The organism is Clostridium sp. AF12-41, assembly GCF_003461685.1.
GTDB classification, from domain to species: domain Bacteria; phylum Bacillota; class Clostridia; order Lachnospirales; family Lachnospiraceae; genus Otoolea; species Otoolea fessa.
On record NZ_QTXO01000008.1, the window covers coordinates 21,773 to 46,538 of the forward strand.

Annotated in this window: 26 protein-coding genes, 1 tRNA gene and 4 pseudogenes; 29 read left to right on the plus strand and 2 right to left on the minus strand. The window is 42.9% G+C overall.

The genetic code is table 11. The features are described 5' to 3' along the window. The first annotated feature begins 7 nt into the window (after positions 1-7). The 5 genes from mnmE (at position 8) to DWV73_RS12880 (ending at position 5,173) form a co-directional block, all read left to right on the plus strand. Positions 8-1,387, plus strand: a complete 1,380-nt coding sequence (gene mnmE / locus DWV73_RS11465) for a tRNA uridine-5-carboxymethylaminomethyl(34) synthesis GTPase MnmE (RefSeq protein ID WP_117796775.1) — start codon at positions 8-10, stop codon at positions 1,385-1,387. Between the two features lie 233 nt (positions 1,388-1,620). Beyond that, the gene (gene mnmG, locus DWV73_RS11470) at positions 1,621-3,528 is read left to right on the plus strand and encodes a tRNA uridine-5-carboxymethylaminomethyl(34) synthesis enzyme MnmG (RefSeq protein WP_117796776.1); all 1,908 of its coding nucleotides are present in this window, start codon (positions 1,621-1,623) and stop codon (positions 3,526-3,528) included. Between the two features lie 343 nt (positions 3,529-3,871). Further along, positions 3,872-4,555, plus strand: a complete 684-nt coding sequence (gene rsmG, locus DWV73_RS11475; protein ID WP_242995813.1) for a 16S rRNA (guanine(527)-N(7))-methyltransferase RsmG — start codon at positions 3,872-3,874, stop codon at positions 4,553-4,555. A 94-nt stretch (positions 4,556-4,649) separates the two neighbouring features. Further along, positions 4,650-4,835, plus strand: a complete 186-nt coding sequence (locus DWV73_RS11480) for a hypothetical protein (RefSeq protein WP_117796778.1) — start codon at positions 4,650-4,652, stop codon at positions 4,833-4,835. Between the two features lie 125 nt (positions 4,836-4,960). Further along, positions 4,961-5,173, plus strand: a complete 213-nt coding sequence (locus DWV73_RS12880; protein ID WP_118696089.1) for a hypothetical protein — start codon at positions 4,961-4,963, stop codon at positions 5,171-5,173. Positions 5,174-5,237: 64 nt separating this feature from the next. On the opposite strand, the gene DWV73_RS11490 is transcribed toward DWV73_RS12880, so the two are convergent. After that, positions 5,238-6,188: an alpha/beta hydrolase gene (locus tag DWV73_RS11490; RefSeq protein WP_117796780.1), complete on the minus strand. Its 951-nt coding sequence runs from the start codon at positions 6,186-6,188 to the stop codon at positions 5,238-5,240. A 497-nt stretch (positions 6,189-6,685) separates the two neighbouring features. On the opposite strand from DWV73_RS11490, the gene DWV73_RS11495 reads away from it, so the two are divergent. From DWV73_RS11495 to DWV73_RS11530, 8 genes and pseudogenes are all read left to right on the plus strand, one after another. Then, the gene (locus DWV73_RS11495; protein ID WP_117796813.1) at positions 6,686-7,186 is read left to right on the plus strand and encodes an HD domain-containing protein; all 501 of its coding nucleotides are present in this window, start codon (positions 6,686-6,688) and stop codon (positions 7,184-7,186) included. Between the two features lie 158 nt (positions 7,187-7,344). Then, entirely contained in the window at positions 7,345-8,115 is a 771-nt protein-coding gene (locus DWV73_RS11500) for an AAA family ATPase (protein ID WP_107000951.1), read from the plus strand. Between the two features lie 76 nt (positions 8,116-8,191). Beyond that, entirely contained in the window at positions 8,192-9,367 is a 1,176-nt protein-coding gene (locus DWV73_RS11505; RefSeq protein WP_242995808.1) for a ParB/RepB/Spo0J family partition protein, read from the plus strand. Between the two features lie 51 nt (positions 9,368-9,418). Further along, positions 9,419-9,922: a DUF4446 family protein gene (locus DWV73_RS11510; protein WP_117796781.1), complete on the plus strand. Its 504-nt coding sequence runs from the start codon at positions 9,419-9,421 to the stop codon at positions 9,920-9,922. A 74-nt stretch (positions 9,923-9,996) separates the two neighbouring features. Next, positions 9,997-10,875, plus strand: a complete 879-nt coding sequence (locus tag DWV73_RS11515; protein ID WP_022359164.1) for a DUF3881 family protein — start codon at positions 9,997-9,999, stop codon at positions 10,873-10,875. Between the two features lie 385 nt (positions 10,876-11,260). Then, positions 11,261-11,332, plus strand: a tRNA-Arg gene (locus DWV73_RS11520). A gap of 314 nt (positions 11,333-11,646) precedes the next feature. Further along, positions 11,647-12,261, plus strand: a complete 615-nt coding sequence (locus DWV73_RS11525; protein ID WP_242995809.1) for a ParB/RepB/Spo0J family partition protein — start codon at positions 11,647-11,649, stop codon at positions 12,259-12,261. After that, positions 12,179-12,637: pseudogene (locus tag DWV73_RS11530) on the plus strand (AAA family ATPase); the annotation flags it as partial. The gene DWV73_RS11525 and the pseudogene DWV73_RS11530, both read left to right, overlap by 83 nt. Before the next feature lie 253 nt (positions 12,638-12,890). Here the strand turns inward: DWV73_RS11530 and DWV73_RS13160 are convergent. Continuing rightward, entirely contained in the window at positions 12,891-13,178 is a 288-nt protein-coding gene (locus tag DWV73_RS13160) for a hypothetical protein (protein ID WP_347472260.1), read from the minus strand. On the opposite strand from DWV73_RS13160, the pseudogene DWV73_RS13165 reads away from it, so the two are divergent. The 16 genes and pseudogenes from DWV73_RS13165 to DWV73_RS11620 all read left to right on the plus strand — a co-directional run. Further along, positions 13,176-13,286 (plus strand): annotated as a pseudogene (locus DWV73_RS13165) (DNA-binding protein); the annotation flags it as partial. The gene DWV73_RS13160 and the pseudogene DWV73_RS13165 overlap by 3 nt on opposite strands. 264 nt (positions 13,287-13,550) lie before the next feature. Beyond that, on the plus strand, positions 13,551-13,760 hold the full coding sequence (locus DWV73_RS11545; protein ID WP_015516636.1) for a DUF6219 family protein: 210 nt from the start codon (positions 13,551-13,553) through the stop codon (positions 13,758-13,760). A 3-nt stretch (positions 13,761-13,763) separates the two neighbouring features. Beyond that, the gene (gene bcp / locus DWV73_RS11550) at positions 13,764-14,219 is read left to right on the plus strand and encodes a thioredoxin-dependent thiol peroxidase (RefSeq protein WP_107000940.1); all 456 of its coding nucleotides are present in this window, start codon (positions 13,764-13,766) and stop codon (positions 14,217-14,219) included. Then, positions 14,219-14,968 carry a peroxide stress protein YaaA gene (gene yaaA / locus DWV73_RS11555; RefSeq protein ID WP_117796782.1) on the plus strand — a complete coding sequence of 250 codons (750 nt, stop codon included), beginning with the start codon at positions 14,219-14,221 and terminating at the stop codon, positions 14,966-14,968. The genes bcp and yaaA overlap by 1 nt, the downstream gene beginning before the upstream one ends. A gap of 127 nt (positions 14,969-15,095) precedes the next feature. After that, positions 15,096-15,503 (plus strand): transcriptional repressor, encoded by a 408-nt coding sequence (locus tag DWV73_RS11560; protein WP_107000938.1) that lies wholly within the window; start codon positions 15,096-15,098, stop codon positions 15,501-15,503. Continuing rightward, on the plus strand, positions 15,496-16,677 hold the full coding sequence (gene rbr / locus DWV73_RS13100) for a rubrerythrin (RefSeq protein ID WP_107000937.1): 1,182 nt from the start codon (positions 15,496-15,498) through the stop codon (positions 16,675-16,677). Before DWV73_RS11560 ends, rbr begins: the two co-directional genes overlap by 8 nt. Positions 16,678-16,693: 16 nt before the next feature. Beyond that, positions 16,694-16,993: pseudogene (locus DWV73_RS11570) on the plus strand (L-lactate dehydrogenase); the annotation flags it as partial. A gap of 27 nt (positions 16,994-17,020) precedes the next feature. Continuing rightward, positions 17,021-17,395: a desulfoferrodoxin family protein gene (locus DWV73_RS11575; protein ID WP_107000936.1), complete on the plus strand. Its 375-nt coding sequence runs from the start codon at positions 17,021-17,023 to the stop codon at positions 17,393-17,395. A gap of 90 nt (positions 17,396-17,485) precedes the next feature. Continuing rightward, complete coding sequence (locus DWV73_RS11580) at positions 17,486-17,644, plus strand: rubredoxin (protein ID WP_107000935.1); 159 nt, start codon at positions 17,486-17,488, stop codon at positions 17,642-17,644. Between the two features lie 573 nt (positions 17,645-18,217). Next, positions 18,218-18,467: pseudogene (locus DWV73_RS11590) on the plus strand (antirestriction protein ArdA); the annotation flags it as partial. Positions 18,468-18,583: 116 nt separating this feature from the next. Next, positions 18,584-20,017 carry a phospholipase D family protein gene (locus DWV73_RS11595; RefSeq protein WP_117796783.1) on the plus strand — a complete coding sequence of 478 codons (1,434 nt, stop codon included), beginning with the start codon at positions 18,584-18,586 and terminating at the stop codon, positions 20,015-20,017. A gap of 18 nt (positions 20,018-20,035) precedes the next feature. Beyond that, positions 20,036-20,707 carry a response regulator transcription factor gene (locus tag DWV73_RS11600; protein WP_117796784.1) on the plus strand — a complete coding sequence of 224 codons (672 nt, stop codon included), beginning with the start codon at positions 20,036-20,038 and terminating at the stop codon, positions 20,705-20,707. After that, positions 20,707-21,750 carry a HAMP domain-containing sensor histidine kinase gene (locus DWV73_RS11605; RefSeq protein ID WP_117796785.1) on the plus strand — a complete coding sequence of 348 codons (1,044 nt, stop codon included), beginning with the start codon at positions 20,707-20,709 and terminating at the stop codon, positions 21,748-21,750. Before DWV73_RS11600 ends, DWV73_RS11605 begins: the two co-directional genes overlap by 1 nt. 31 nt (positions 21,751-21,781) lie before the next feature. After that, a complete protein-coding gene (locus DWV73_RS11610; protein WP_117796786.1) occupies positions 21,782-22,843 on the plus strand; it encodes an FUSC family protein in 1,062 nt (353 codons plus the stop codon). Positions 22,844-22,945: 102 nt separating this feature from the next. After that, positions 22,946-23,185 carry a hypothetical protein gene (locus DWV73_RS11615; RefSeq protein WP_242995810.1) on the plus strand — a complete coding sequence of 80 codons (240 nt, stop codon included), beginning with the start codon at positions 22,946-22,948 and terminating at the stop codon, positions 23,183-23,185. Positions 23,186-23,336: 151 nt separating this feature from the next. After that, on the plus strand, positions 23,337-24,569 hold the full coding sequence (locus DWV73_RS11620) for an ATP-binding protein (RefSeq protein WP_117796787.1): 1,233 nt from the start codon (positions 23,337-23,339) through the stop codon (positions 24,567-24,569). Positions 24,570-24,766 lie beyond the last annotated feature (197 nt).

Sequence of the window (24,766 nt, forward strand, 5' to 3'; positions counted from 1 at the left end):
TATATATATGGTATATACAGATACAATCGCCGCGATCGCGACGGCGCTTTCGAGTTCGGGGATTGGGATTATCCGGATTAGCGGTTCGGACGCTGTTGCGGTGGCGGAGCGGATGTTTGAACCGGCGGTGGCGGGGAAGAGGCTTTCGGAGCAGAAAACGTATACGATTCATTATGGATATATTCGGGATGGAGAGGAACGGATCGATGAAGTGCTGCTTCTTTTGATGCGCGGTCCGCACAGTTATACGGCGGAGGATACGGTAGAGATTGACTGTCACGGAGGCGTGCTGGTGATGAAGCGGATTCTGGAGCTGGCGGTAAAATGTGGGGCACGGCTGGCGGAACCAGGCGAATTTACGAAGCGGGCGTTTTTAAATGGCAGAATTGATCTTTCGCAGGCGGAAGCCGTGATCGATGTGATCCAGTCGAAAAATGAGTATGCGCTGCAGTCTTCGGTCAGCCAGTTGAGCGGTTCAATGTCGCGGAAAGTGCGGGAACTTCGCGAAAAACTAATCTATGAGATTGCCTTTATTGAGTCCGCACTTGATGATCCGGAGCATATTTCTCTGGACGGATACCCGGAGCGCCTTCGGGAGACGCTGCAGCCGATTGAGATGGAGCTGGAGGCGTCGATCGGGACGTTTGACAACGGGCGTATCATGACGGAGGGGATCAAAACCGTGATCTTAGGTAAGCCGAATGCAGGAAAATCGTCCCTGATGAATGTACTGCTGGGAGAGGAGCGCGCGATTGTGACAGAGATCGCCGGTACGACACGCGATACGCTGGAGGAAAATATCCGTCTGCGCGGGCTTAGTTTAAATTTGATCGATACGGCGGGCATCCGGGAAACGGAGGATATCGTTGAAAAGATTGGCGTGGAACGGGCGAGAAAAATTGCGGATGAGGCAGATTTGATCTTGTATGTGGTCGATGGATCAAGGAAGCTGGATGAAAATGACCGTCAGATCCTCGATTTGATCCGGGGACGGAAGGTGATCGTCCTCTTAAATAAGACAGATCTGGAACCGGTTCTCACAGAAGAAGCGCTTCGCGAAGCGTGCGGGCAGGAAGTGATTCCGGTATCGGCGAAGGAACAGCAGGGAATTGATCGATTGGAGGAAAAAATTCAGACGATGTTCTTGCAGGGAAACCTGAATTTCAACGATCAGGTCATGCTGACAAACGTCCGTCACAAGACGGCGATGGAGCAGGCGCTGAAAAGCCTGCGTCTGGTCGAGACAAGCATCGACAATGCGATGCCGGAGGATTTTTTCTCGATTGATCTGATGGATGCCTATGAACATCTTGGAACGATCCTTGGGGAATCACTGGAAGAGGATCTGGTAAATGAAATTTTCAGCCATTTTTGTATGGGGAAATAGATCAATTTTTTGCAAGGTTTCTTTCCTTGTGGTATGATAGGGTGGATCTGAAAACAAGAAAGAATATAAGGCGTTTGATCGAATTGAAATGTGCAGCTGCAGTAAAATCGGCTGCGGCTCATGCGCGGTGATTCTGTAAAGAATATGTCAGCTTACGCTGACCAGAATCACGCGCCAAGTCTTACGGACGTTCGACTTGAATAGAACGCAGAGATAGAGAGGAAAGAGGAAACATGCCCTGTTTAACAGAAAATTATGATGTAGCGGTCGTCGGGGCGGGACACGCCGGCTGTGAGGCGGCGCTGGCAAGCGCGAGACTGGGACTCGAGACGATCGTGTTTACCGTCAGCGTGGACAGCATCGCCCTGATGCCGTGCAACCCGAATGTCGGCGGAAGCTCGAAGGGCCACTTGGTGCGCGAGCTGGATGCGCTCGGCGGCGAGATGGGAAAAAATATAGATAAAACCTTTATACAGTCCAAGATGCTCAACCAGTCTAAGGGACCGGCGGTGCATTCGCTCCGCGCGCAGGCGGACAAGCAGGAATACACCCGCCAGATGCGCCGTACCATGGAAAATACCGATCACCTGACGATCCGTCAGGGAGAGGTGGCAGAGCTGATCGTGGAAGAAGGTCAGATCAAAGGACTGAAAACGTACTCCGGCGCGACGTATTACTGCAAGGCGGTGGTGCTGGCAACGGGAACGTACCTGAAAGCAAGATGTATCTATGGCGATGTGAGCAATCCGACCGGACCGAATGGTCTGCAGGCGGCAAACCATCTGACAGATTCCCTGAAAAAGCTGGGAATCGAGATGTTCCGTTTCAAGACGGGCACACCGGCGCGTGTCGATAAGCGCAGCATCGATTTTTCTAAGATGGAAGAGCAGTTCGGCGATGAGAGGGTTGTGCCATTTTCTTTTTCCACCGATCCGGAGTCGGTGCAGAAGGAGCAGGTGTCCTGCTGGCTGACCTATACCAATGAGAAAACACATGAGATCATCCGCAACAACCTGGATCGATCGCCCCTCTTTTCGGGCGCGATCGAGGGAACAGGTCCGCGTTACTGTCCATCGATCGAGGATAAGGTGGTAAAATTTCCAGATAAGAACCGTCATCAGGTTTTTGTCGAGCCGGAGGGAATTTATACGAATGAAATGTATCTGGGCGGTATGTCCAGTTCCCTGCCGGAGGATGTGCAGTACGCGATGTACCGTACCGTACCGGGACTTGAAAATGTCAAAATTGTTCGAAATGCATATGCGATTGAGTACGATTGTATCAATGCACGCCAGTTAAAGGCATCGCTGGAATTTAAGGCGATCCGGGGATTGTTCAGCGGCGGTCAGTTTAACGGAAGCTCCGGTTATGAGGAAGCGGCGGTACAGGGCTTTATGGCGGGTGTCAATGCGGCGCGCGAAGTGCTGGGAAAAGAACCGATCATCCTCGACCGTTCCCAGGCATATATCGGTGTCTTGATCGACGATCTGGTTACCAAAGAAAACCATGAACCGTACCGGATGATGACGTCGCGTGCGGAATACCGCCTGCTTTTGCGTCAGGACAATGCGGATCTGCGTCTTTCCCCGATCGGGCATGAGATTGGACTGGTCAGTGATGCGATGTATGAGCGTGTCCTCTGGAAAGAAAAAATGATCGAGGAAGAGGCAAAGCGTCTGGAGAAGATCAACATTGGCGCTGGAAAAGAAGTGCAGGAATTTTTAGAGCGCCACGGAAGCACCCCGCTCAAGACCGCGGCAACGCTGGCAGAGCTGGTACGCCGTCCGGAGTTAAGCTATGAAGCACTGGCAGAGCTGGATCCGAACCGTCCGGAACTTCCGGAAGATGTGATCGAGCAGATCAACATCAACATCAAGTATGACGGCTATATCCGCCGCCAGCTGCAGCAGGTTGCACAGTTCAAGAAGATGGAGGGCCGGAAGCTGGATGAAAACTTCGACTATTCCACGGTCGGAAGCCTGCGCCGTGAGGCAGTACAGAAATTAAATCTCTATAAACCGGCAAATATCGGTCAGGCATCCCGAATCGCGGGCGTGTCACCGGCGGATATTTCGGTGCTGCTGGTACACTTAGAGCAGAGCCGCCATGCGGGACATGGGGAAGAGAAGAAAGAACTGTAAAATAGAAACGAGCGGATTCAGAGTTACTGTACACGGGCAGGCACTTTTGGAACCGAAAGTGCCGTAAAAAAACCTGGTGGCAGGAGGAATTTGCCGTATTTAAATGCGAAGCCACGGCAAATTCCGTTACTGGGCACGTATGCGTGAACAGTAACGAGTCAGAGACTGCATGGAAACAGGTAAACGCATTGCAGCAACTCAAAGTGTAAGATAGATAAGAACCTGAGAAAAAATAAAACATATCATGAAGGATATATTTATGGCAGAAGAAAATAAAGTAGAAAGCGGTGTGGTTCTGCCTCCGGCAGACTTTACCGGGCAGCTTCAGAAAGAAGCGCAGGAGATGGGCGTCGCGTTAAATGAACACCAGATCAAGCAGTTCTACGATTATTATGAACTGTTGATTCATTGGAATACGATGGTGAATCTGACAGCGATCACGGAACAGAAGGAAGTTGTGACCAAACATTTTTCGGATAGTCTGGCACTTGTGAAAGCGGTGCCGGATCTGGCAGAGAAAGAGTATACGTTGATCGATGTTGGAACGGGAGCTGGATTTCCGGGTATCCCGTTAAAGATTGCATTTCCAAATTTAAAGGTCACGCTTCTCGATTCTTTAAATAAGCGGATCAACTTTCTGAACGAGGTAATTCAGGCATTGGAACTGGAAAAAATTCAGGCGGTTCACGGGCGGGCGGAGGATGCGGCACATGATAATGTTTCACGTGAAACATTTGATTTCTGCGTTTCACGCGCGGTGGCAAATCTGTCCACGCTGTCGGAATACTGCCTGCCATTTGTCAAGGTGGGAGGCTGGTTTGTACCGTACAAATCAGGCAAACTGGAGGAAGAGATGAAGACGGGAAAAGGTGCGATCCGCAAGCTGGGCGGCGAGCTGGAGGATGTGATTTCCTTCCACCTTGCCAATGAGGATGAGCGTAACCTGGTCCGGATTCATAAGACAGAGAGGACGGGAAAAAAGTATCCGAGAAAAGCGGGAACGCCGTCGCGGGAGCCGCTGAAATAAAGCAATCAAAAGGTAGATAGAGAAAGACTGTATATGGAACACGTAGGGTATGCAGTCTTTCTTTTTCATATAGGCGGGGTTTAAACAAAAATGTATGACTGAATATTTGTCCTGGAAGATTGTGTTCCAGAAGCCGTATCAGGCATATGACAGAGGAAATCTGGAGAAGCAGGTAGAGGCGATGGCAGAGCTGAAAATAATAGGGAAATTTATAAAATTTGAGTTTTCGTTACAGAATATAGTTTTTTGTGCGAAAGCCGAGGAGATCGAGTGGGAATAATGTAGAATAAAGAGGAGCATTCCGGGGGTTTTGTTTGTATATAGATAGTGCGGCGGGACCTGGATGAAACATTAGGACCGTTCCTATCAAGAAGAAACAAACAAGGCGTACGGAAGGATGATGCTGTGAATATGAAAGATACTGGAAAAATGGTATCTGCATCATGGCATGAGTATGAAAAAGCAATTTTTATGGAGATGTGGGAAAGAGAGAGTAGCTGTTCACGGGTAGGCACTTTTGGAACCGAAAGTGCCGTAAGAAAACGTGGTGGCAGCAGGAATTTGCCGTATTTAAATGCGAAGCCACGGCAAATTCCGTTACTGGGCACGTATGCGTGAACAGTAATAAGCTTCGTCCTATGACGAAAAAACGCTCCGCGGTATGCATACGCATTATCCTTTTTTAAGAAAAAAACATATGGATCGCATCCATCACGGCATCCGGCTGTTCTAACTGCGGCAGATGTTTGGTCTTTGGGATGATAGAGGACTCGATTGCGGAATTATAAATCTTGTAATCCTGAATCGTCGCCTCGATCATCGGTTCCTCGGAACCGCCGATGATGAAGATGCTGTTGTCGATCTTCCTGAGAGCATTGGAAATATTGCACTTGGTATAGCGGCATTCAATACTGGAGAAGATCGCTTTCGGACATTCGCCGAGATGTGCGGCTTCGTGGCTGCGGTCGATCTGAACCGGTTTTACGGTATACGGATTGTAAAAATATTTGGTGCGGAATGCCTCTTCGATCATAGAGCGGCTGCACGCAATGTGGTAAATGAGCGTTCCAGCCAGCGGGAGATCCAGAAGAAGCTTATAAAGCTTGGCATTTTTACCCGGAAGCTGACAACAGTCGGTAAGGCTGCTCGGGTTGATGAGCATGATCTGATCAAACAGTTCTGGAGAGTTGCTGCACGCCATGATAGACAGTGCCGCTGAATCACCGGTGGAGAGAATGTTGGTCCGATGTCCGATCTCAGATTTGATAAAATCACAGATCAGCTGGACAAACAGGTAATTTGTGTAGGTCAGGTTCGGCTTCTCGGAACGTCCGCAGCCGAGAAGGTCGAGCGTGTAGACGGTGTAGGAGTGGCTGAGCTGTTCGCGGATGGATTCCCACTCATAGCCGCTCGATGCAAAGTGCAGATCGTGAATCAACAGAAGCGGTTTGCCGGAACCGCATTTTGTATAGTAGATATTTCCCAGCCGCCATTTGTAGCAGAGAGAATTCTCTTCCCGGGTCAGACCGCGGGAGGTGGCAGAAAATTGAATATATTTATTTAAAAGTGCCAGTGAAACTGCGCCGCCGGCGGACAGCATCAGGCAGGTCATGATCTTGTTTTTTGTGTTCATATAGAAAGCTCCTTTTGAATCGAAAAATTAAACTTGAAAATATCTCATCAAGTAATTCTATTATACCATAAATACTAAATTCAGCTATCGCCTTTGGCTTGGCTTCATTAAGTATTTAGGTATGACTCGCACTAGGATCGAAAACACCTCGCTAAGTGCTCATATTATATCATATTTTCCTGTATTCCAGTTCAGCTATTTCCAGCGTTTTTTCACAGAATATCTGTTCACAGATGTGTGCCCAAGTAACGGGATTTTGCCGATGCTTCGCATTTCAAATCGGAAAAATCTGCAACCAGAATTATAGCGTTCGGAATTTTCAGTTCAGAAAATTTCTACCTGTGAACAGTTATGAATATGCTATTTTATGTAAACAAAATTTCATTGAAAATCGATATTAAATTCATTATAATGTTCACGTATCAAAAAATCAATCGATGGGGAAAGAAATGCGCGATATGATAAAGAAGGAAAATAAGTTATGCTTTCAGCATCGTATGGAACGGAAGACAGAGAAATCTTTTCAGTTGTCGGCGGGCAGGCAGCGGCTGCTGGCGGAAACGATACGCGAACTGAAGCAGGAAGGGTGCTTAGACGAGGAGAAGCTGGCGATGCAGCATGGTACGACATCCATTTACTGCCATAGCCTCAATGTTGCCTACACAAGCCTTTGGATGATGGAACGGTGGCAGATTCGCTTGGAACCAAAATCACTTGTGAGAGGGGCACTGCTGCACGATTATTTTTTGTATGACTGGCATCAGAAGGATTCCTCGCACCGCCTGCACGGCTTCCGTCACCCGAAAACAGCGCTTGGAAATGCACAGAGAGATTACCATTTAAATTGGAAGGAAAAAAATATCATCGCACGTCATATGTTTCCGCTGATACCGGTGCCGCCTCAGTGCCGCGAGGCATGGATTGTGTGTCTGGCAGATAAATGGTGTGCTCTGGGGGAGACGGTGGAGCCGATGTTTCACGTGAAACATTTTAAATGAAATTTTTCTAAAAAAGTAGGAAATGAGTTTTAAGTGTGTTATACTATTAGGCAAGACAAGAACGGGAAAAAGCTGGAAATCGCTGTGCGGATGCCTGCGGGAAGGCTTTTTCCTGTCTTTCATGTGAGATAAAACCGAGGAAATGGAAGGAATACGGTATGGGACGAACGATTGCGATTGCAAATCAGAAGGGCGGCGTAGGTAAAACGACAACGGCGATCAACCTGTCGGCATGCCTGGCAGAGGCGGGACAGAGGGTTCTGACGATCGATTTTGATCCGCAGGGAAATGCAACCACTGGTTTGGGATTGGAAAAAGAACAGATTGAAGATACAGTCTATGAGCTGCTTTTGGGCGATTGCACACTGGAGGACTGTCTGATGCGCGATGTTCAGGAAAATCTGGATGTTCTTCCTTCGGATTCGAATCTGGCAGGAGCTGAGATTGAACTTCTGGATGTGGAAAATAAAGAGTCGGTGTTAAACGGTTATCTGGAGACAATCCGCGATCAGTATGATTTTATTATCATCGACTGCCCGCCGTCGCTGAGTCTTTTGACGATCAATGCGCTGGTAGCGGCAGATACGGTGCTGGTGCCAATCCAGTGCGAATATTATGCGCTGGAAGGACTGAGCCAGGTACTCCGGACGATCGGTCTGGTCCGGAAAAAGATGAATCCGTCGCTGGAACTGGAGGGCGTGGTATTTACCATGTATGATGCGAGAACGAATCTCTCCCTGCAGGTCGTAGAGAATGTAAAACAGAACTTAAATGAGCGGATTTACAAGACGATCATACCGAGAAATGTGCGACTGGCGGAGGCGCCGAGCCACGGAATGCCGATCAACCTGTACGACAGCCGCTCGACCGGTGCAGAGAGCTACCGTCTGCTGGCAGCAGAGGTGATCAGCCGGGGAGAAGAGCTGTAGGCAGGAAAATAACGGTGAAGTGAAATTCAGAAAGGATGCCTGCCGGGGCGTCGGGAGGTTCGTGAGGAGGAAGGAAATGTCAAAGAGAACGGGGCTTGGCAGAGGACTGGGAGCTTTTTTTGGAAATGATTACGAGAATGCAGAAGTGGGAAAAAGCAGCGCAAAGCCATCGGATGAAGCCGGAAAAAAGACTTCCGTTCGTGAGACGGAACAGGAGATAGAGAAAAAGAGCCTGGAAGAGCTGGATATGGTGCTTCCGGGATCTAAAAAACAGAAAAAATCGGCGTCTGCCGGAAAGACAGCTGCGAAAACAGTGGGAAAAGGCAGCCGCGTGGGAGTTGCAAAGGCATCCGGAAAGACGACGACAGAAGGAAAAACCCGCACAGCCGGGGAGACGGCGGCAAAATCGAAGACACAGACGGCAAAAGCGGAGCCGGTCGTAAAGATCGTCGAGGTGGAAAAAGAGAAATTTCTAAATATTTCGGAGATTGAGCCAAATGTCAGCCAGCCGCGTAAGATGTTTGATGAAGAACAGCTCGGAGAGCTGGCAGAATCCATCCGCCGTTACGGCGTGCTGCAGCCGCTTCTGGTTCAGAAAAAGGGCGATCGTTATGAGCTGATTGCCGGAGAGCGCCGGTGGAGAGCTGCCAAACTGGCAGGATTTCGGGAAGTTCCGGTGATCGTGCGCGAGTATACGAGACAGCAGACGATGGAGATCGCCCTGATCGAGAATGTACAGCGTGCAGATTTAAATCCGATTGAGGAGGCGAAAGCCTACCAGATGCTGATTCAGGAGTTTGGGCTGCGTCAGGAGGACGTGGCAGAGCGCGTAGCGAAGAACCGTGCGACGATCACGAACAGCATGCGTCTTTTGAAACTGGATGAGAGAGTGCAGGAGATGTTGATTCAGGACCGGCTTACCGGAGGTCATGCGAGAGCGCTTCTTTCGCTGGAAGATGGTGAAAAACAGTACCAGTTGGCGCTAAAAACAGTAGAAAATCATTTGAGCGTCCGCGAGGTCGAGCGTCTGGTGAAAGAGCTTTTGAAGCCGAAAAAGGCGAAAAAGAAAGAAGATCCGGAACGCGATATGGAGGTCTTTTTCAAGGATGTGGAAGAGAAGCTGAAAGGGGTTATGGGAACGAAGGTTTCGATCAACCGCAAGGATAAGAATAAAGGCAGAATCGAGATCGAATACTATTCATCAGCGGAACTGGAACGTCTGATTGAGCTTTTGGAGTCATTAAGACAGTAATTACACAAAATTCGTCCCAGGGGACGGATGATGGGAAATGAGGAATGAAAGATGGAGAGCAGTATTTTTAGCGGGATTGGCATCGATCCGGGGATTATCGTGATCGTTCTGGCGATCCTGACACTCATATCATTTATTGCATCCGTCATCTGTTTTTCGCAGTATCGGAAGTTGTATCGCAGATATGATATGTTTATGCGGGGAAAAGATGCGGAGACGCTCGAAGACACGATCATGGAACTGGTGGATGAGACCGAGTATCTGCGGGCAAAGGACGGAGATACAAAACGCCTGGTGGATTCGGTTGTCTCCAAGGCGCAGGCTGGATACCAGAAAACCGGTATTGTCAAGTACAATGCATTTAAGGGAATGGGCGGCAATCTGAGTTTTGTCATTGCCATGCTGGATGATAACAACACGGGATTTGTGCTGAATTCTGTTCACAGCCGTGAAGGCTGTTACCTGTATCTGAAGGATGTCGTAGAGGGCAAGACCGAGGTGCTTTTAGGAAGTGAGGAGAAGGAAGCACTGGAGCGTGCGCTTGGGTATAAGTAAGGAAAATAAAGGATAGAAATGAGGCGGCTGTATGTGTTGGCAGCAGCTGCGGATTGTAGTTAGAAGGAGTCAATATGCATCGTTTTTTGCGAGCTGCCGGATTTAGTATGTATCAGAAGAAGAAGGACATCCGTGCCCTGCTTCGCTGTCTGGCGAGAGAGGCGGGAACCTCCAGCTGTCTTCAGCTTGACAGGGAGACCGAATTATATGAGATCAAGACAGAAGTTGCGCCGGGGATCGGCGTGGCGATGTATGGGGAGCTGAATGAGCAGGATGAGATGGAGATAGAGTATTATTATCCCTATATCCTGAACGAGGAGGTAACCTCGCGGGCAGAATGTTCCATTCAGCGTCATACGGAGAAGGAAACCTATGCGGGGCTTCTGGATGAGTATAAGGTAGGGCTTTCGCTGATCTTTTATCTCTTGAATCCGATCGAATACAGGGAGTGTTACCGGAAAGAGCGCGAGCGCTTACAGGTGACTTCGGTCAGCCTGGCAGGATTTGCCAATCGGGGCAAGGTGCTTCTTCCGATCAAAAAGACGGCGCTGCAGATTGAAAAAGCCAAAGTGGCGGCGAAAAACCGGGATGAACTTTTGGAAGCGGCAAAAAATGGCGACGAGGATGCGATGGAGTCCTTAACAATCGAGGATCTGGATCTCTATTCGATGGCATCGCGCCGGGCGACGAGAGAGGATATTTATTCGATCGTCGATACAACTTTTATGCCAAGCGGGATCGAGTGCGATCAATATTCGATTTTAGGCGAGATCAAAGAGGTTATATGTAAGAAAAACCGGTTTACCGGCGAGGAAATCTATGATCTCAAGGTGGAATGCAACGATCTGTATTTCCGCGTGGGTATCAATAAGATGGACCTGCTTGGAGAACCGCTTCCGGGACGTCGGTTTAAAGGAAAAATATGGATGATGGGAACGGCTCATTTTGCGTAAAGGTCTATAAAAAATCATCGGTTCCAAAAGTGCCTACCCGTGAACAGCTACACAGAAATTGCATACGGAGCATGTGAGAAGAGAAAATAGTTGCGGAACACATGAAAATGAATTATAATAAAATGCAGTATGAAAATACGATATATGTTTCACGTGAAACATATAAATCTCTGTAGCTCAGTAGGATAGAGTGTTCGCCTCCTAAGGTAGAACCATGGCGGAACCCTTTTGAAGAAAAAGGGTAGCGTTTGAGGATCACTTAAGGAAGCGAAATCTGAAAAATCAGAAGAGATAAGAAAGAGATAATTCATCACGAAAGTGATTGAGTTCATAAAGTTGGTCGCCGTGACCGAAAAGGCTGAAAAAGCCCGAAAATACGGCATTTGTTCCCATAGTTAAATGGATATAACAAGCGCCTCCTAAGCACTAGTTGAGGGTTCGATTCCCCCTGGGAACGTGCATTTTTTGCAGCAATGATCGTAAAAGTTCATTGCTGCTTTTTCTTTTTTCCGGTGCTCGTGAGCACCGAGAGAACACTTAAACGCAGATATTGAGCACCGAAATTTCTTAACGGGCACCAATGCAATAATTCAATCCTGGTACCGAACGGAGATAACTACAGCGTAGGATAAGGATTGGGGTGTCAATGAATGTAAATATGGTTTTCTTGCCTGAACAAAACAGGCCTGACGGATCTATCCGCTCAGATTAGATTAAGAATCTATTCTGGGCGGATTTTTTCGTTACAGATATTTTAGAGGAGGATAGCTTATGGATAAAAAAACGGATGTAAGAGATCCGGATGAAAAAGTTGTTGAGATTGAAATGGAACGGTTAAGAGCATTTTCAAATCATCCATTTAAAGTGATCGGAGACAGTCAGATGATTGAGCTGCAGGACAGCATAAAAAAGTATGGTGTACTGAATCCATTGATTGTTCGTCCAAAGATTGAAGGCTACTACGAAATTATTTCTGGCCACAGAAGAAAATATGCGGCTGAGAAGCTGGGATATAAGAAAATTCCGGTAATCATTTGTATGTTGCAGGATGATGAAGCAGTAGTGATCATGGTCGATTCCAATTTGCAGAGAGAGCAAATTACACCAAGTGAAAAGGCCTATGCCTATAAGATGAAATATGATGCCATCAAAAAAAAGGCAGGCAGAAAGAATTGTAGTCAAGTTGACCACAATACAGGAAAGAGGAGTATTGACGTAATCGGAGAACTTTGTGGTGACAGTGCGAAGCAGGTGCATAGCAGTATCAAATCAAAAAGGTGGAGTTGGAAAGACGGTATCGTGCGTGAATTTAGGAATCGGATTGGCACAGGAAGGGAAAAAGGATCTTCTGATAGATGCAGATCCGCAGGGCAGTCTCACAATTAGTTTAGGGTATGAGGAACCGGATGAAATGGAGTATTCTCTTGCAACGCTGATGCTAAATATTGTGAATGATGAAAAACTGAACATGGAAAAAACAATCCTTCATCATAAGGAAGGTGTGGATCTGATACCGGCCAATATAGAATTATCAGCGATTGAGGTATCTTTGGTAAACGCAATGAGCAGGGAACTGATTATGAGGTCACTTATTGAGAGATTAAGCGAATTTTATGATTTTATCATTATAGATTGTATGCCATCTCTTGGAATGATGACTATTAACGCTTTGGCTTGTGCAGATTCCGTATTGATCCCTGTGCAGGCAGCATATCTTCCGGTTAAAGGATTGCAACAATTGATTAAAACAATTGGAAGGGTTGGCTTATCCTTCGGGGCACGTACCCGGGCCGGAATGATAGCAGTGTTGTAATGCTGTGCCAGTTCCTCATAGGACTTAATCAGGACAGACTCATATTTGTCACTCTGTTTACGGTTCGTTGCTGTAGGAGCATTGTCTGATACCAGAATCGGCGTAACGCCGCCAAAGAACTCGTACATATGGACATGAGCGGTAGTCCATGACTTTTGTTGTTCATTGATGAACGCTTCGACAAAAGCATACTGGCTGTAGGTCATAACACCAACAAAGATCCATGCTTCGGTAATTTCACCGGTATCCGGATCAATAAGCTTTGCCGGATACCAGCCCAGTCAACCTCGATCTGCTGGCCTGCTTTCCGCGGGATGTGCATGGTAGCACGGCTTTTTTGCTCGTTCTGCTGAATGTAATAACAAAACTGGGAATACATCAAAGCATCATCACCATTCTGACTGCATTCTTCGAGGTATTCTGTCCAAAGGAGCTTCTTGTTGACACCATTTTTGAGCAATTCCTTACGGATGTAGTCGAAGTCAGGCATGATACACTTGATTATAATCCAGATGTTAAGTGTTCTCACCATGAGCACAGCCACGGAGAGGGACATACATGTGGTAAACATGGATGTGGAAACCATAGCTGTCATTAAGAAGAATAGCAAAAAATACAATACGAAAGGATGCGTCAAGGTAATGGGAGAATTATCGTGATACATCCTTTTGTATTATTTGATAAGATGGCAGATTACATTTTCAATAAGGCGGTTAAAAACTGTGAATGCTACATCGATCTCTACATGGATTGAGTATTTTTCTTTTCTTACTTGTAGAAAGTGATGAATGGAAGGTATAATATTGTTAATGATCCAGAGATATTTATTTTGGAAACAGCTTAATCAATTTGGAGGTATAAAATGAAAGCACATAAATATTGGTCAATCGGAGCAATAGTTACAATGGTTGGAACTTTTTATACAGGATATAAAGGGTTAAAAGCAGCACACAAATACTTTGCATTTGGCTCTCTGATATGCATGATTATGGCAGTCTATTCTGGTCATAAAATGATTTCAGGTAATAAAAGAACAAGAAAACAGGTGGAAAATACAAAAGCGGAGGAATAGTAAATGTTAGAGATAGGAACAAAAGCACCGGATTTTGAATTGCCGGCTCAGAACGGAGAAGTGCATAAATTAAGTGATTATTTAGGTAAAAAAATAATTTTATATTTTTATCCAAAGGATAATACACCAGGATGTACGAAGCAGGCATGTGGCTTTTCTGAGCGTTATCCACAATTCACCGAGAAAGGTGCGGTGATCCTTGGAGTCAGTAAGGATTCTGTAGCCTCTCACAAGAAATTTGAGGAAAAATATGGATTGGCATTTACACTTTTGGCAGATCCGGAGCGTAAGGTGATCGAAGCATATGATGTCTGGAAAGAAAAGAAAAACTATGGCAAGGTTTCTATGGGTGTGGTAAGAACCACATATCTTATTGACGAGCAGGGAATCATTAGAAAGGCAAATGATAAAGTCAAGGCGGCAGATGATCCTGAAAATATGCTTAAGGAATTAAATTGATGAAGATTATATTGTCACCTGCAAAAAAGATGATTGTAGATACAGATAACATAGCACCGGTTGAACTGCCTGCCTTTATTGATAAGACAGCAGAGATATTAAGCTGGATGAAAAGCAAATCAAAAGAGGAACTGAAAGCTATCTGGAAATGTAATGACAAGATTGCAGAGCAGAACGTTAACAGATTGGAAAATATGGATCTTTATAACAGACTTACTCCGGCTGTTTTAGCATATGAAGGAATTGCATTTCAATATATGGCACCAGCTGTGTTTGAAATCCAGCAGTTTGAGTATCTGCAAAATCATTTAAGAATCCTGTCTGCGTTTTATGGCATTTTAAAACCACTGGATGGTGTGACTCCTTATCGCCTTGAAATGCAGGCAAAAGCTGAGATTGAAGAAACAACAAATCTATATGATTACTGGGGGGACCGGTTATATCATTCAGTAATTGATGACAGCAGGATTATCATTAATCTTGCATCAAAAGAATACTCGAAATGTATAGAAAAGTATCTGACACCACAGGACAGATATATTACGATTGTATTTTGTGAGTTATCCGGAGATAAATTGGTAACAAAAGGTACCTATGCCAAGATGGCTCGTGGTGAAATGGTCAGATTCATAGCGGAAAATAATATTGAAAATCCGGTGGAGATTCAGAAATTTGACAGACTCGGATATTCGTTTAGGTCTGATTTATCTGCAGATTCAGAATATGTATTTGAACGCAAAATAAAATAGTTATTCAGGTAAAAGATGCTCAGTTTAGCACCTTTTATAATAATGAGAATCATTACTATTTTTATTGACAACAGGATGATAGTGGTATATAATCCTTATTAAGAACTAATCCTAATAAGGAGGACGGATGACAAGTAGGAGAAATACCATTCAAAAAGATCTCGTAAGAAATACCGTATACGAAATGAGAAGACACGTTACGGCAATTGAAGTGTATGAATTTATAAAAGAAGCATATCCATCAATTGGAAAAGGAACTGTATATAGAAATCTTGATATATTGGTAGAGGAAGGTGCATTAAGAAAGGTTGAAGTTCCGAATGGACCGAACCGATTTGATTTTACATTGAAAAATCATTACCATGTAAGATGTATAAAGTGCGGTGAAATTTTTGATGTGGATATGGATCAAATACCGGATTTGCTGGAAAGAATTCATAACACTCATGGAATTGAATTTGTGGATTACGATATTTCATTTAAAGGCATTTGCCCGAAATGCAGGGAGAAGGTAAAGGAGGAACAGCATGGATAGGAAAGCAATGTATAAGTTGAGTTATGGACTGTTTATATTGACCGCTAAAGAAGCAGAAAAAGATAACGGATGCATCATTAATACAGCCATTCAGGCAGCTTCGGAACCAAACCAGTTAAGTATCTGTGTAAATAAGGCAAATTATACGCATGATATGATTCAAAGAACCGGAAAATTTACTGTATCAGTCTTAAGTCAGAAGGCACAATTTGAATTGTTCAAACATTTTGGCTTCCAATCAGGAAGAGATACCAATAAGTTTGAAGCATTTGAGCAGTGTGCCAGGGGCACGAATGGTATTTATTATATTACAGAAGGTACAAATGCATACATTTCTGTGACAGTTACTAAAACAGAGGACTTAGGTTCACATACGATGTTTATCGGTGAGATAACCGATATGGAAGTTTTAAGCAATGTTCCTTCAGTAACATATGATTATTATCAGAATAACATTAAGCCTAAGCCACAGGAGGTTGGAAAAACAGAGGACAGTCAGACAATATGGCGTTGCAGAATTTGCGGATATGAATATGTAGGCGAGGAATTACCGGATGACTTTATATGTCCTTTGTGCAAGCACCCGGCATCAGATTTTGAAAAAGTAGTAAAGAAAACGGAGGTAAAAGAGATGGCAGAAAACAAATATGTAGGAACACAGACAGAGAAGAATTTACAGGAGGCATTTGCGGGGGAATCACAGGCAAGAAATAAGTATACCTATTTTGCTTCTGTAGCGAAAAAGGAAGGTTACGAGCAGATGTCAGCATTGTTTTTAAAGACTGCAGATAATGAGAAAGAACATGCAAAGATGTGGTTCAAGGAATTAGCAGGAATTGGTGATACAAAGGAAAACCTGGCGGCAGCGGCAGAAGGCGAAAATTATGAGTGGACAGATATGTATGACGGCTTTGCTAAAACAGCTGAGGAAGAAGGATTCCCTGAGCTTGCAGCAAAATTCAGGGCAGTAGGTGAGATTGAGAAGCACCATGAGGAAAGATATCGTGCACTTCTTAAGAATATTGAAACTGCACAGGTATTTGAAAAGAGCGAAGTTAAGGTATGGGAATGCCGTAACTGCGGACATATTGTGGTAGGAACAAAGGCTCCTGAGGTATGTCCGGTATGTAACCATCCACAAAGCTATTTTGAAGTACATGAAGAGAATTATTAAGGAGATAAGATTATTAGCAGTCAAGAACAGTGCTTATGAAATAATAAATAAAAAGCACGCTACATATTATGGAATGGCAATGTCTGTAAAAAGAATCTGTGAAGTAATTATGAGAAATGAAAAATCAATACTTCCGGTATCGCACATAATTCATGGCGTATATGATATTGACGGAGTATCGTTAAGTATGCCAGTTATTGTAGGTGTTGATGGTATTGAGTCTAATATACCTATTAATTTAAGTGGTGAGGAAGCATTAAAGCTTAAGAAATCTGCAGATTCTTTGAAAAAGATTATAGAGACGATTGAACTATAAATTATACACATGGAAGGAGATAAAAGCATGGAAGTAAAGTATTATATATGTAAGCATTGTGGAAACATTGTTGAAAAGGTAAAGGATAAAGGTGTTCCTGTAATTTGTTGCGGAGAACCTATGCAGGAATTAAAAGCCGGTGTGACAGATGCGGCTGTTGAGAAGCACGTGCCTGTATATACAGTGGAAGGCAATTATGTTCATGTCGTGGTCGGAGAGACAAAACATCCAATGCTTGAAGAACATTTCATTGAGTGGATTACATTAAATACCAATCAGGGAATATACAGAAAACAGTTAAATCCAGGGCAGGAGCCGATAGCAGATTTTTGTCTTTGCGATGGTGAACAGGTAGAAGAAGTATATGCATATTGTAACCTGCATGGATTATGGAAATGCTAAAAGCATTTATACATATTAAGATTTAAGAACAACACAAATATAACCGTAATATAGGCTGTGTATTAATGTATTTACAAGGAGGAACAACAAATGAAATATGTATGTGATGTTTGCGGATGGGAATACGATGAGGAGAAGGGATATCCAGAAGGTGGTATTGCACCTGGTACAAAGTGGGAGGATATTCCGGAAGATTTTGAATGTCCGTTATGTTTTGTAGGCAAAGACCAGTTTTCAAAGGCTGAATAAAAATGAAAGCAGGACTAATGGATGTATGAAATGAAACCAGAATATTATAATGGAATAAATATGATAGAATTGACATAATATTGGAAAATCTTCGTGATTATACAGTAAAACACTTTACTGATGAAGAGCAGTATATGGAATCTATTAATTATAAGAAGTTATTTACACAGAAAGTTCAACATCTGAAATTTATACACAAACTTGATGAATTTATAGAACATCATAATGATGAGATAGAAGATCAAGATGAACAGATTATGGTTATATGTGTAGAGTCTGCGGATAGAGGATAGGGGAATGTGCAGCATGTTTCCGTATTACTCCCATGTTGTTACCAATTGCTATCCTTTTGCTACCATTTTACCTCTTTTTTTCAGAATTGACCTGTGCTAATATTATCATAGACAAATGAGACATGAGCTACAAACTTACATTTCATTTGTTTCTCTTTTGCAAAAGAATACGGACAAAATATAAAGCGTCTGCTCATTGCCGGAATGGTGATGAGTATGGCGCTTTTTTTGATGCCGAAAACCGGGTGATGACCTGAAAAATGAAACAGGAGGAAATAGCATGGCATATGAATATGGCCACGATTGCCCATTTGAAGCTTACATCACGAATCTCGGAAAATATAACGAAGGGGAGTTGGTAGGCGAATGGGTAAAGTTTCCTACCACATCAGAAGATCTGAAAAAAGTATTTGAACGAATTGGAATCGGTTCAAAAGAAATGGTTCATAAGAGATTATGACTGTTATGTCGATGGGCTGTATGAAATGCTGGGAGAATACGAAAGTCTGGATGAACTCAATTATCTGGCTTTCTTTAAAAAGAAGCCGGTCATATTTTTTTATGAAAAATAAATTTTGTTGAGGTTAAATTGAGATTGACTTTGTATTGTATAAGTATGAAATAAAAAGGAATCAGGTGCTGTACAATGAAAAAGCATAAAATATGTAAAATCCTTCTTGTTATACTGGCAATTTTTTTATGTGTGGCTTTTTATGAATTGCTCGGAATCTGCGTTGCATATAAAAAGCAGCCGGAAGTGTCCAATACAACCAAAAAAGAAACAAAAAATGGGTCATGGAACGAATGCAGTGAAAATACAGAACGGGCAGTAATCATAGAAAAGAATCCAGAAGCGCTTTTACAAAGAGTGCGTTTGATCAAGAATGCAAAAGAAGACATTATTCTTTCTACTTTTGCATTTCAATCCGATGAAAGTGGAAAATTGATCTTAGGAGCACTGCATGATGCGGCAGACAGAGGTGTGCATATTCGTCTGTTAGTAGATGGAATGGAGAGCTGGATTGATATGGAAGGAAATCCGTATTTCTATGGATTATCTTCCCATGAGAATGTTGAAATTAAACTGTATAATAAGGCCAATCCGTTGAAACCATGGAAGATGATGGGGAGAATGCATGATAAATATTTGATTGCAGATGGTAAGACATATATTCTTGGTGGAAGAAATACATACAATTATTTCCTGGGTGATTTTCTGGGACATAAGAACTATGACAGAGATGTGTTAGTGGTTTGCAATGAACCTGAGAAAGAAAATTCAGTTAACCAGTTGTTAGAGTATTTTGAAACGATATGGGAACAAGAAGACAGTGGTTATTTTCATGACAATAAAAAACTGGCAAATAGAAAATCTGTAAAGAACGCAGTTTTAGAGCTGCAGAACGGCTATCAGAAATATTTTGAAGAGAATAAGGAAAGAATCTGCGATACCGATTACACGGACGAAACTTTTGAGACAGAAAAGATTGCATTAGTGTCAAATCCTATCCACACAGGTCCCAAGGAACCAGTAGTCTGGTATCAACTGGGAGAACTAATGAAAAATGCAAAAGAGCGCGTGAAAATTCATACACCATATATTATCTGCAATGATATGATGTATAATACATGGAAAGAGATTGCGGAGAGAGTTCCGGATTTTTCTATCATGACCAATTCGGTTGCCAACAATGGAAATCCGTTTGGTTCTGCTGATTATGCGAGAAACAGAAACAGAATTTTAAATACAGGAATTGATATCTGGGAGTATGAAGGCGGCTATTCTTACCACGGAAAAAGCATCCTGATCGATGATGATCTATCCGTAATCGGTTCCTTTAACATGGATATGAGAAGCACGTATCTGGATACGGAACTGATGCTTGTAATACGTAGCAAAGAGATTAATAAACAGTTGGAAGAAGACATGATGGAATATGAAAGAGTGTCCCGACAGGTATTGGAAGATGGAACCTATCGTGATCCATATCATGTAGAGCCAATTGAATTGACAAAGAAGCGTCAGAGAAACGTACTTTTGGTACAGCATCTGCTTGGATGGGCAAGATATCTGTTCTGATAAAGGAGGAAGAAGATCGTGTTTCAAATATTAATTGTAGAAGATGATAAAGAATTAAGCCAGCTATTCCAAAAAGTGCTTGAGAAGAATGGATATCAGGTCAAAAGTGCATCGGATGGAGCACGGGCATTAGAAATATTGGATAAAGAGTATATTGATCTGATCATTTCCGATATTATGATGCCGGTTATGGATGGTTATGAACTGGTGTCGAAACTCCGTTCAGCAGGATATCAGATACCGGTACTTATGATCACTGCGAAAGGTTCCTTTGATGATATGCGCCAGGGATTTCTTTCGGGAAGTGACGATTATATGGTAAAACCGGTAAATGTGAATGAAATGGTTTTAAGAGTCGGAGCACTGCTTCGCCGTGCACAGATACTGAATGAACACAAAATTGTGATCGGTTCAACAGAGTTTGATTATGATGCAATGACGGTTACAACTGATAAGGAAAGTCTTGTTTTGCCTAAAAAAGAATTCCTGCTTTTATATAAGCTTGCAGCTTCGCCAGGCAGAACATTTACAAAACAACAGTTGATGGATGAAGTATGGGGATACGAGACGGAGGCAGACCCACATACGATAGAGGTACATATAGGAAGAATCAGGGAGCGTTTGAAAGATAACCCTGATTTTGAAATCGTAACAATGCGTGGAATTGGATACAAGGTGGTGAAAAAATAATGGAACAAAAGAAAGAAAAAGGATTGCGGATCCGATCCTGTCTGACTGGTGCAATCTGGCTGGCACTTGTATTTTCAACAGTCATATCTGCGTTATTAGTTGTTTTTTTGAATCATTTTTTTAATCTGCCTGGTAGCATACCTGTGCTTGGCTGGCTTTTGATTTTTAATACATTGATTGCAGGGCTGATTACTTCCTTTATCAATGCAAGGTTGCTGGAACCAATTACCAGACTCAGTAAAGCAATGAAGGAAGTTTCGCAGGGAGATTTTGAACAGCACTTGGAAACGAACAGCCGTATCGCAGAAGTTGGAGAATCTTACCAGAGTTTTAATGTGATGACAAAAGAGCTTCGTGCAACAGAAGTACTGCAGATGGATTTTGTCTCCAATGTTTCTCATGAGTTTAAGACCCCGATCAATGCCATTGAAGGATATACAATGCTGCTTCAGGGAGAAGAACTGTCTCCGGATCAAGAGGAATATGTAGAAAAAATCTTATTTAACACCCAAAGACTTTCTGGATTGGTTGGTAATATTTTGCTGTTATCCAAGTTAGAGAATCAGAACATACCAATGAAAAAAACAGAATATCGTTTGGATGAACAGATCCGTCAGGCATTTCTTTCCCTGGAGACAAAATGGACAGAAAAAGAAATTGGTTTTCAGGTAGAATTGGAGGAAGTTAAATATACTGGGAATGAAGGACTTTTTATGCATATCTGGATAAATCTTTTGGATAATGCGATTAAGTTCAGCCCTTCAAAGGGGACAATTACGATGTTTCTGAAACAAGAACAGGATTCTGTTAAGTTCATTCTGGAAGATGAAGGACCAGGAATAGAGGATGATGTAAAATCCAGAATATTTGACAAGTTCTATCAGGTAGATGGATCTCATAAAGCAGAAGGAAATGGCCTAGGTCTTGCACTTGTAAAACGGATTGTAGATAGTGCCGGAGGAACAATCAAAGCAGAAAACCGTGAATATGGTGGATGCAGATTTGTTGTAGAGCTTCCAATACAGAAAAATGAGGCCATATAAGTTTAAGAAAAACAGATAGAGGAGGAATTACATGACATTTTATCAGGAGTTGCAGTTAAATCAGGCAGGTTCTAAAAACCTGTTGAAAAAGAGTGAAACACTAAAAGAAAAATTATATCATATGTGGGTATATCTGGTGAAGATAGCTGTTACAATGGCATTTTGTTTTTTATTTGTTACTATTTTCAGTATCTTATTTGGAAATGAGAATAGTATTGTGGGTGTAGTAGTTTTATTATGCCTTATGGTATTTCGGAATGCGGATCTGGGGATCCACACCGGACAATCTACGATGCTTTTGGCTTTGTTCTTTGTAATTATGACTGTATGTCCGCATTTAGCAAATCAGTTTTCACCGGTATTGGGAATGCTGTTAAATATTGCGGCACTGGCTGTGTTGATTCTGTTCGGATGCCATAATCCATTCATGTTTAATCAATCTACATTGGTTCTTGGGTATCTGCTGCTATATGGTTATGATGTTACGGGAAAAAGCTATCAGATGCGATTAGTTGGAATGGCTTTAGGTGCAGCACTTACCTGCTTCGTATTTTATCGAAATCATAAAAACAGAACTTATAAAAGAAATCTGAAAGATCTGATACAAGAATTTGATATCACTTCTTCCAGAACAAAATGGCAGATATGTCAGATTTTATGCGTACCGATTGTCCTTTGCATTGCAGAACTTTGTAATATGCCACGTGCAATGTGGGCTGGTATTGCGGCCATGTCCGCGATTTTGCCGTTTATGGAAGATATGCACTACAGAGTCCGTAAAAGGATTGTCGGAAATATTGCAGGTGTTATATGTTTTACAGTATTATATTTTCTGCTTCCTTCGTCAATCTATGCATATATAGGAATTCTTGGTGGAATCGGTGTAGGACTTTCTGCAAAATATGGCTGGCAGGCAGTATTTAACACATTTGGTGCTTTGGCCATTGCTACAGAGAGTTATGGACTAAAAGGAGCAGTTGGTCTTAGAGTGATTCAGAATGTTTTTGGCGTTGTATTTGCATTAATATTTTGTGCTGTGTTTTATTGGCTTATGTCAAAAAAAGGAAACGTGGTAATCGTAGATGCAGAATAACGTGGGATGGAAAGAAAAAGGGTTAATCCGGAAATGGCAGCTTTGCTGACGAGTCTGGCGAAGAGTATGAAGATGTAAGGGAAAATTTAAGATCTGTTGGCTTTGGGATTCTTCCCAAAGCCAACAGATCTTTTTTTATACCTGCCTATCTTCCTTCATTTTAACACAAAGGTATTCTTCGTATTTAAAAAAGTCCAGGAAAAGAAGAAGGAACAGGAAGCGGCAAAGCCTGATCCGGATGCTGATTATGTGGACGATGACGAGGACTATGGGTACGATCCGGAGTTTGAGAACGATGATGCAGATAGCTCTGTCGATGAAGATGATAATGAACCTGTGTAAACAGGATAGGCTTGATGCCTGGGGCAGCCTTCGGGTTGCCTTTACATAATTTCCGCTTTCAAAAAATAAAAAATTTTATGTTTTTGAAAGCGACATCTTGCATATACTATTAGCAGACAGTATAATAAGTACAGTGAAGCGGTTTCGAGAAATGAAAAAATTTCAATTTTTGAAAGCGGGTGACGATATGAAAACAATTACGAGAGCAAAATATCTCAATAGAATCATTGAACTGAATGACACTCCTGACATCAAGATCATCACGGGCATTCGTCGATCCGGTAAGTCCAAGCTGATGCAGGCGTATATTGAGTATCTGAAAAGCCATTTTGAAAACATCAATATCATATTCATTGACTTCATGGATTTGGCGTATGAAGAAATCAAGGAATACCATGCCTTACACGCCTATGTGGAAGAACATTATCAGGAAGGTAAAACGAACTACCTGTTTGTAGACGAGGTTCAGATGTGTCCCAAGTTTGAGTTGGCAATCAACAGCCTGTACTCTAAGGGAAAATACGACATCTATGTAACCGGCTCCAATGCTTTCCTGTTGAGTGCGGATCTGGCAACTCTGTTTACCGGACGCTATATTGAAATTCATGTGTTTCCTTTCAGCTTCCAAGAATATTGTCAGTATTATGATGATGTTAGTGATAAAGATAAGCTCTTTGATGATTACGCTATCAAGGGCGGTTTAGCAGGTTCTTACGCTTACAGAACCGAAAAAGACAGAACAAACTATATCAAAGAGGTCTACGAAACGATTGTAACAAGGGATTTGGTGCAGAAATATGCGCTCCCGGACACTTTGGTTTTACAGCGTCTGAGCGAGTTCCTTATGGATAATATCAGCAACCTGACTTCTCCTAATAAGGTCAGTCAGCTACTGACAGCAAATGAGACTCCGACCAATCATGTAACCGTCGGCAAGTACATTAAGTATTTGTGCAATGCTTTTGTATTTTATGATATTAAGAGATACGACATCCGAGGCAAGAAATACCTTGAAAGCTCTGAAAAGTTCTATTTGTGTGACAGCGGTATTCGATATGCAATACTGGGAAGCAGAAATATGGATTATGGCAGAGTATATGAAAACATCGTTTGCATCGAACTTCTTCGCCGTGGATACGATGTCTATGTCGGCAAGCTCTATCAAAAGGAGATCGACTTTGTTGCTCAGAGAGGCAGCGAGAAGATTTATATTCAGGTCAGTGACAACATTTCCGGGCAGGAAACATTTGAGAGAGAATGCTCTTCTCTGCTTCAGATCCGAGATGCTTATCCGAAAATGATTATTGCCAGAACCAAACATCCAAAATATAGTTATGAAGGAATCGAAATCCATGATATAGCCGATTGGTTGCTACAAGAATAAGCAGGGCGAAATATCTCCGTCATTCTCTTTTGAAATGATGGAGATATTTTTATGTTGATGGAGATTCAGGGACAGAAAACTGTGTCCGGTTGCAAAATTCTTTCTGAACTTTTTACATAGCAGTCATGCATTACGGTGTGTGGCTGCTTATTTTTTTGCGAAAGGAGCAGATGCAAATGAAATTAGTTTTGGCTGAA

What these genes read in the sequence shown, in the direction of transcription:
- mnmE (WP_117796775.1), top strand. Translation starts at nt 8, where the DNA reads ATGGTATATACAGATACAATCGCCGCGATCGCGACGGCGCTTTCGAGT.
- mnmG (WP_117796776.1), top strand. Translation starts at nt 1,621, where the DNA reads ATGCCCTGTTTAACAGAAAATTATGATGTAGCGGTCGTCGGGGCGGGA.
- rsmG (WP_242995813.1), top strand. Translation starts at nt 3,872, where the DNA reads ATGGGCGTCGCGTTAAATGAACACCAGATCAAGCAGTTCTACGATTAT.
- DWV73_RS11480 (WP_117796778.1), top strand. Translation starts at nt 4,650, where the DNA reads ATGACTGAATATTTGTCCTGGAAGATTGTGTTCCAGAAGCCGTATCAG.
- DWV73_RS11490 (WP_117796780.1), bottom strand. Translation starts at nt 6,188, where the DNA reads ATGAACACAAAAAACAAGATCATGACCTGCCTGATGCTGTCCGCCGGC.
- DWV73_RS11495 (WP_117796813.1), top strand. Translation starts at nt 6,686, where the DNA reads ATGGAACGGAAGACAGAGAAATCTTTTCAGTTGTCGGCGGGCAGGCAG.
- DWV73_RS11500 (WP_107000951.1), top strand. Translation starts at nt 7,345, where the DNA reads ATGGGACGAACGATTGCGATTGCAAATCAGAAGGGCGGCGTAGGTAAA.
- DWV73_RS11505 (WP_242995808.1), top strand. Translation starts at nt 8,192, where the DNA reads ATGTCAAAGAGAACGGGGCTTGGCAGAGGACTGGGAGCTTTTTTTGGA.
- DWV73_RS11510 (WP_117796781.1), top strand. Translation starts at nt 9,419, where the DNA reads ATGGAGAGCAGTATTTTTAGCGGGATTGGCATCGATCCGGGGATTATC.
- DWV73_RS11515 (WP_022359164.1), top strand. Translation starts at nt 9,997, where the DNA reads ATGCATCGTTTTTTGCGAGCTGCCGGATTTAGTATGTATCAGAAGAAG.
- DWV73_RS11525 (WP_242995809.1), top strand. Translation starts at nt 11,647, where the DNA reads ATGGATAAAAAAACGGATGTAAGAGATCCGGATGAAAAAGTTGTTGAG.
- DWV73_RS13160 (WP_347472260.1), bottom strand. Translation starts at nt 13,178, where the DNA reads ATGCCTGACTTCGACTACATCCGTAAGGAATTGCTCAAAAATGGTGTC.
- DWV73_RS11545 (WP_015516636.1), top strand. Translation starts at nt 13,551, where the DNA reads ATGAAAGCACATAAATATTGGTCAATCGGAGCAATAGTTACAATGGTT.
- bcp (WP_107000940.1), top strand. Translation starts at nt 13,764, where the DNA reads ATGTTAGAGATAGGAACAAAAGCACCGGATTTTGAATTGCCGGCTCAG.
- yaaA (WP_117796782.1), top strand. Translation starts at nt 14,219, where the DNA reads ATGAAGATTATATTGTCACCTGCAAAAAAGATGATTGTAGATACAGAT.
- DWV73_RS11560 (WP_107000938.1), top strand. Translation starts at nt 15,096, where the DNA reads ATGACAAGTAGGAGAAATACCATTCAAAAAGATCTCGTAAGAAATACC.
- rbr (WP_107000937.1), top strand. Translation starts at nt 15,496, where the DNA reads ATGGATAGGAAAGCAATGTATAAGTTGAGTTATGGACTGTTTATATTG.
- DWV73_RS11575 (WP_107000936.1), top strand. Translation starts at nt 17,021, where the DNA reads ATGGAAGTAAAGTATTATATATGTAAGCATTGTGGAAACATTGTTGAA.
- DWV73_RS11580 (WP_107000935.1), top strand. Translation starts at nt 17,486, where the DNA reads ATGAAATATGTATGTGATGTTTGCGGATGGGAATACGATGAGGAGAAG.
- DWV73_RS11595 (WP_117796783.1), top strand. Translation starts at nt 18,584, where the DNA reads ATGAAAAAGCATAAAATATGTAAAATCCTTCTTGTTATACTGGCAATT.
- DWV73_RS11605 (WP_117796785.1), top strand. Translation starts at nt 20,707, where the DNA reads ATGGAACAAAAGAAAGAAAAAGGATTGCGGATCCGATCCTGTCTGACT.
- DWV73_RS11610 (WP_117796786.1), top strand. Translation starts at nt 21,782, where the DNA reads ATGACATTTTATCAGGAGTTGCAGTTAAATCAGGCAGGTTCTAAAAAC.
- DWV73_RS11620 (WP_117796787.1), top strand. Translation starts at nt 23,337, where the DNA reads ATGAAAAAATTTCAATTTTTGAAAGCGGGTGACGATATGAAAACAATT.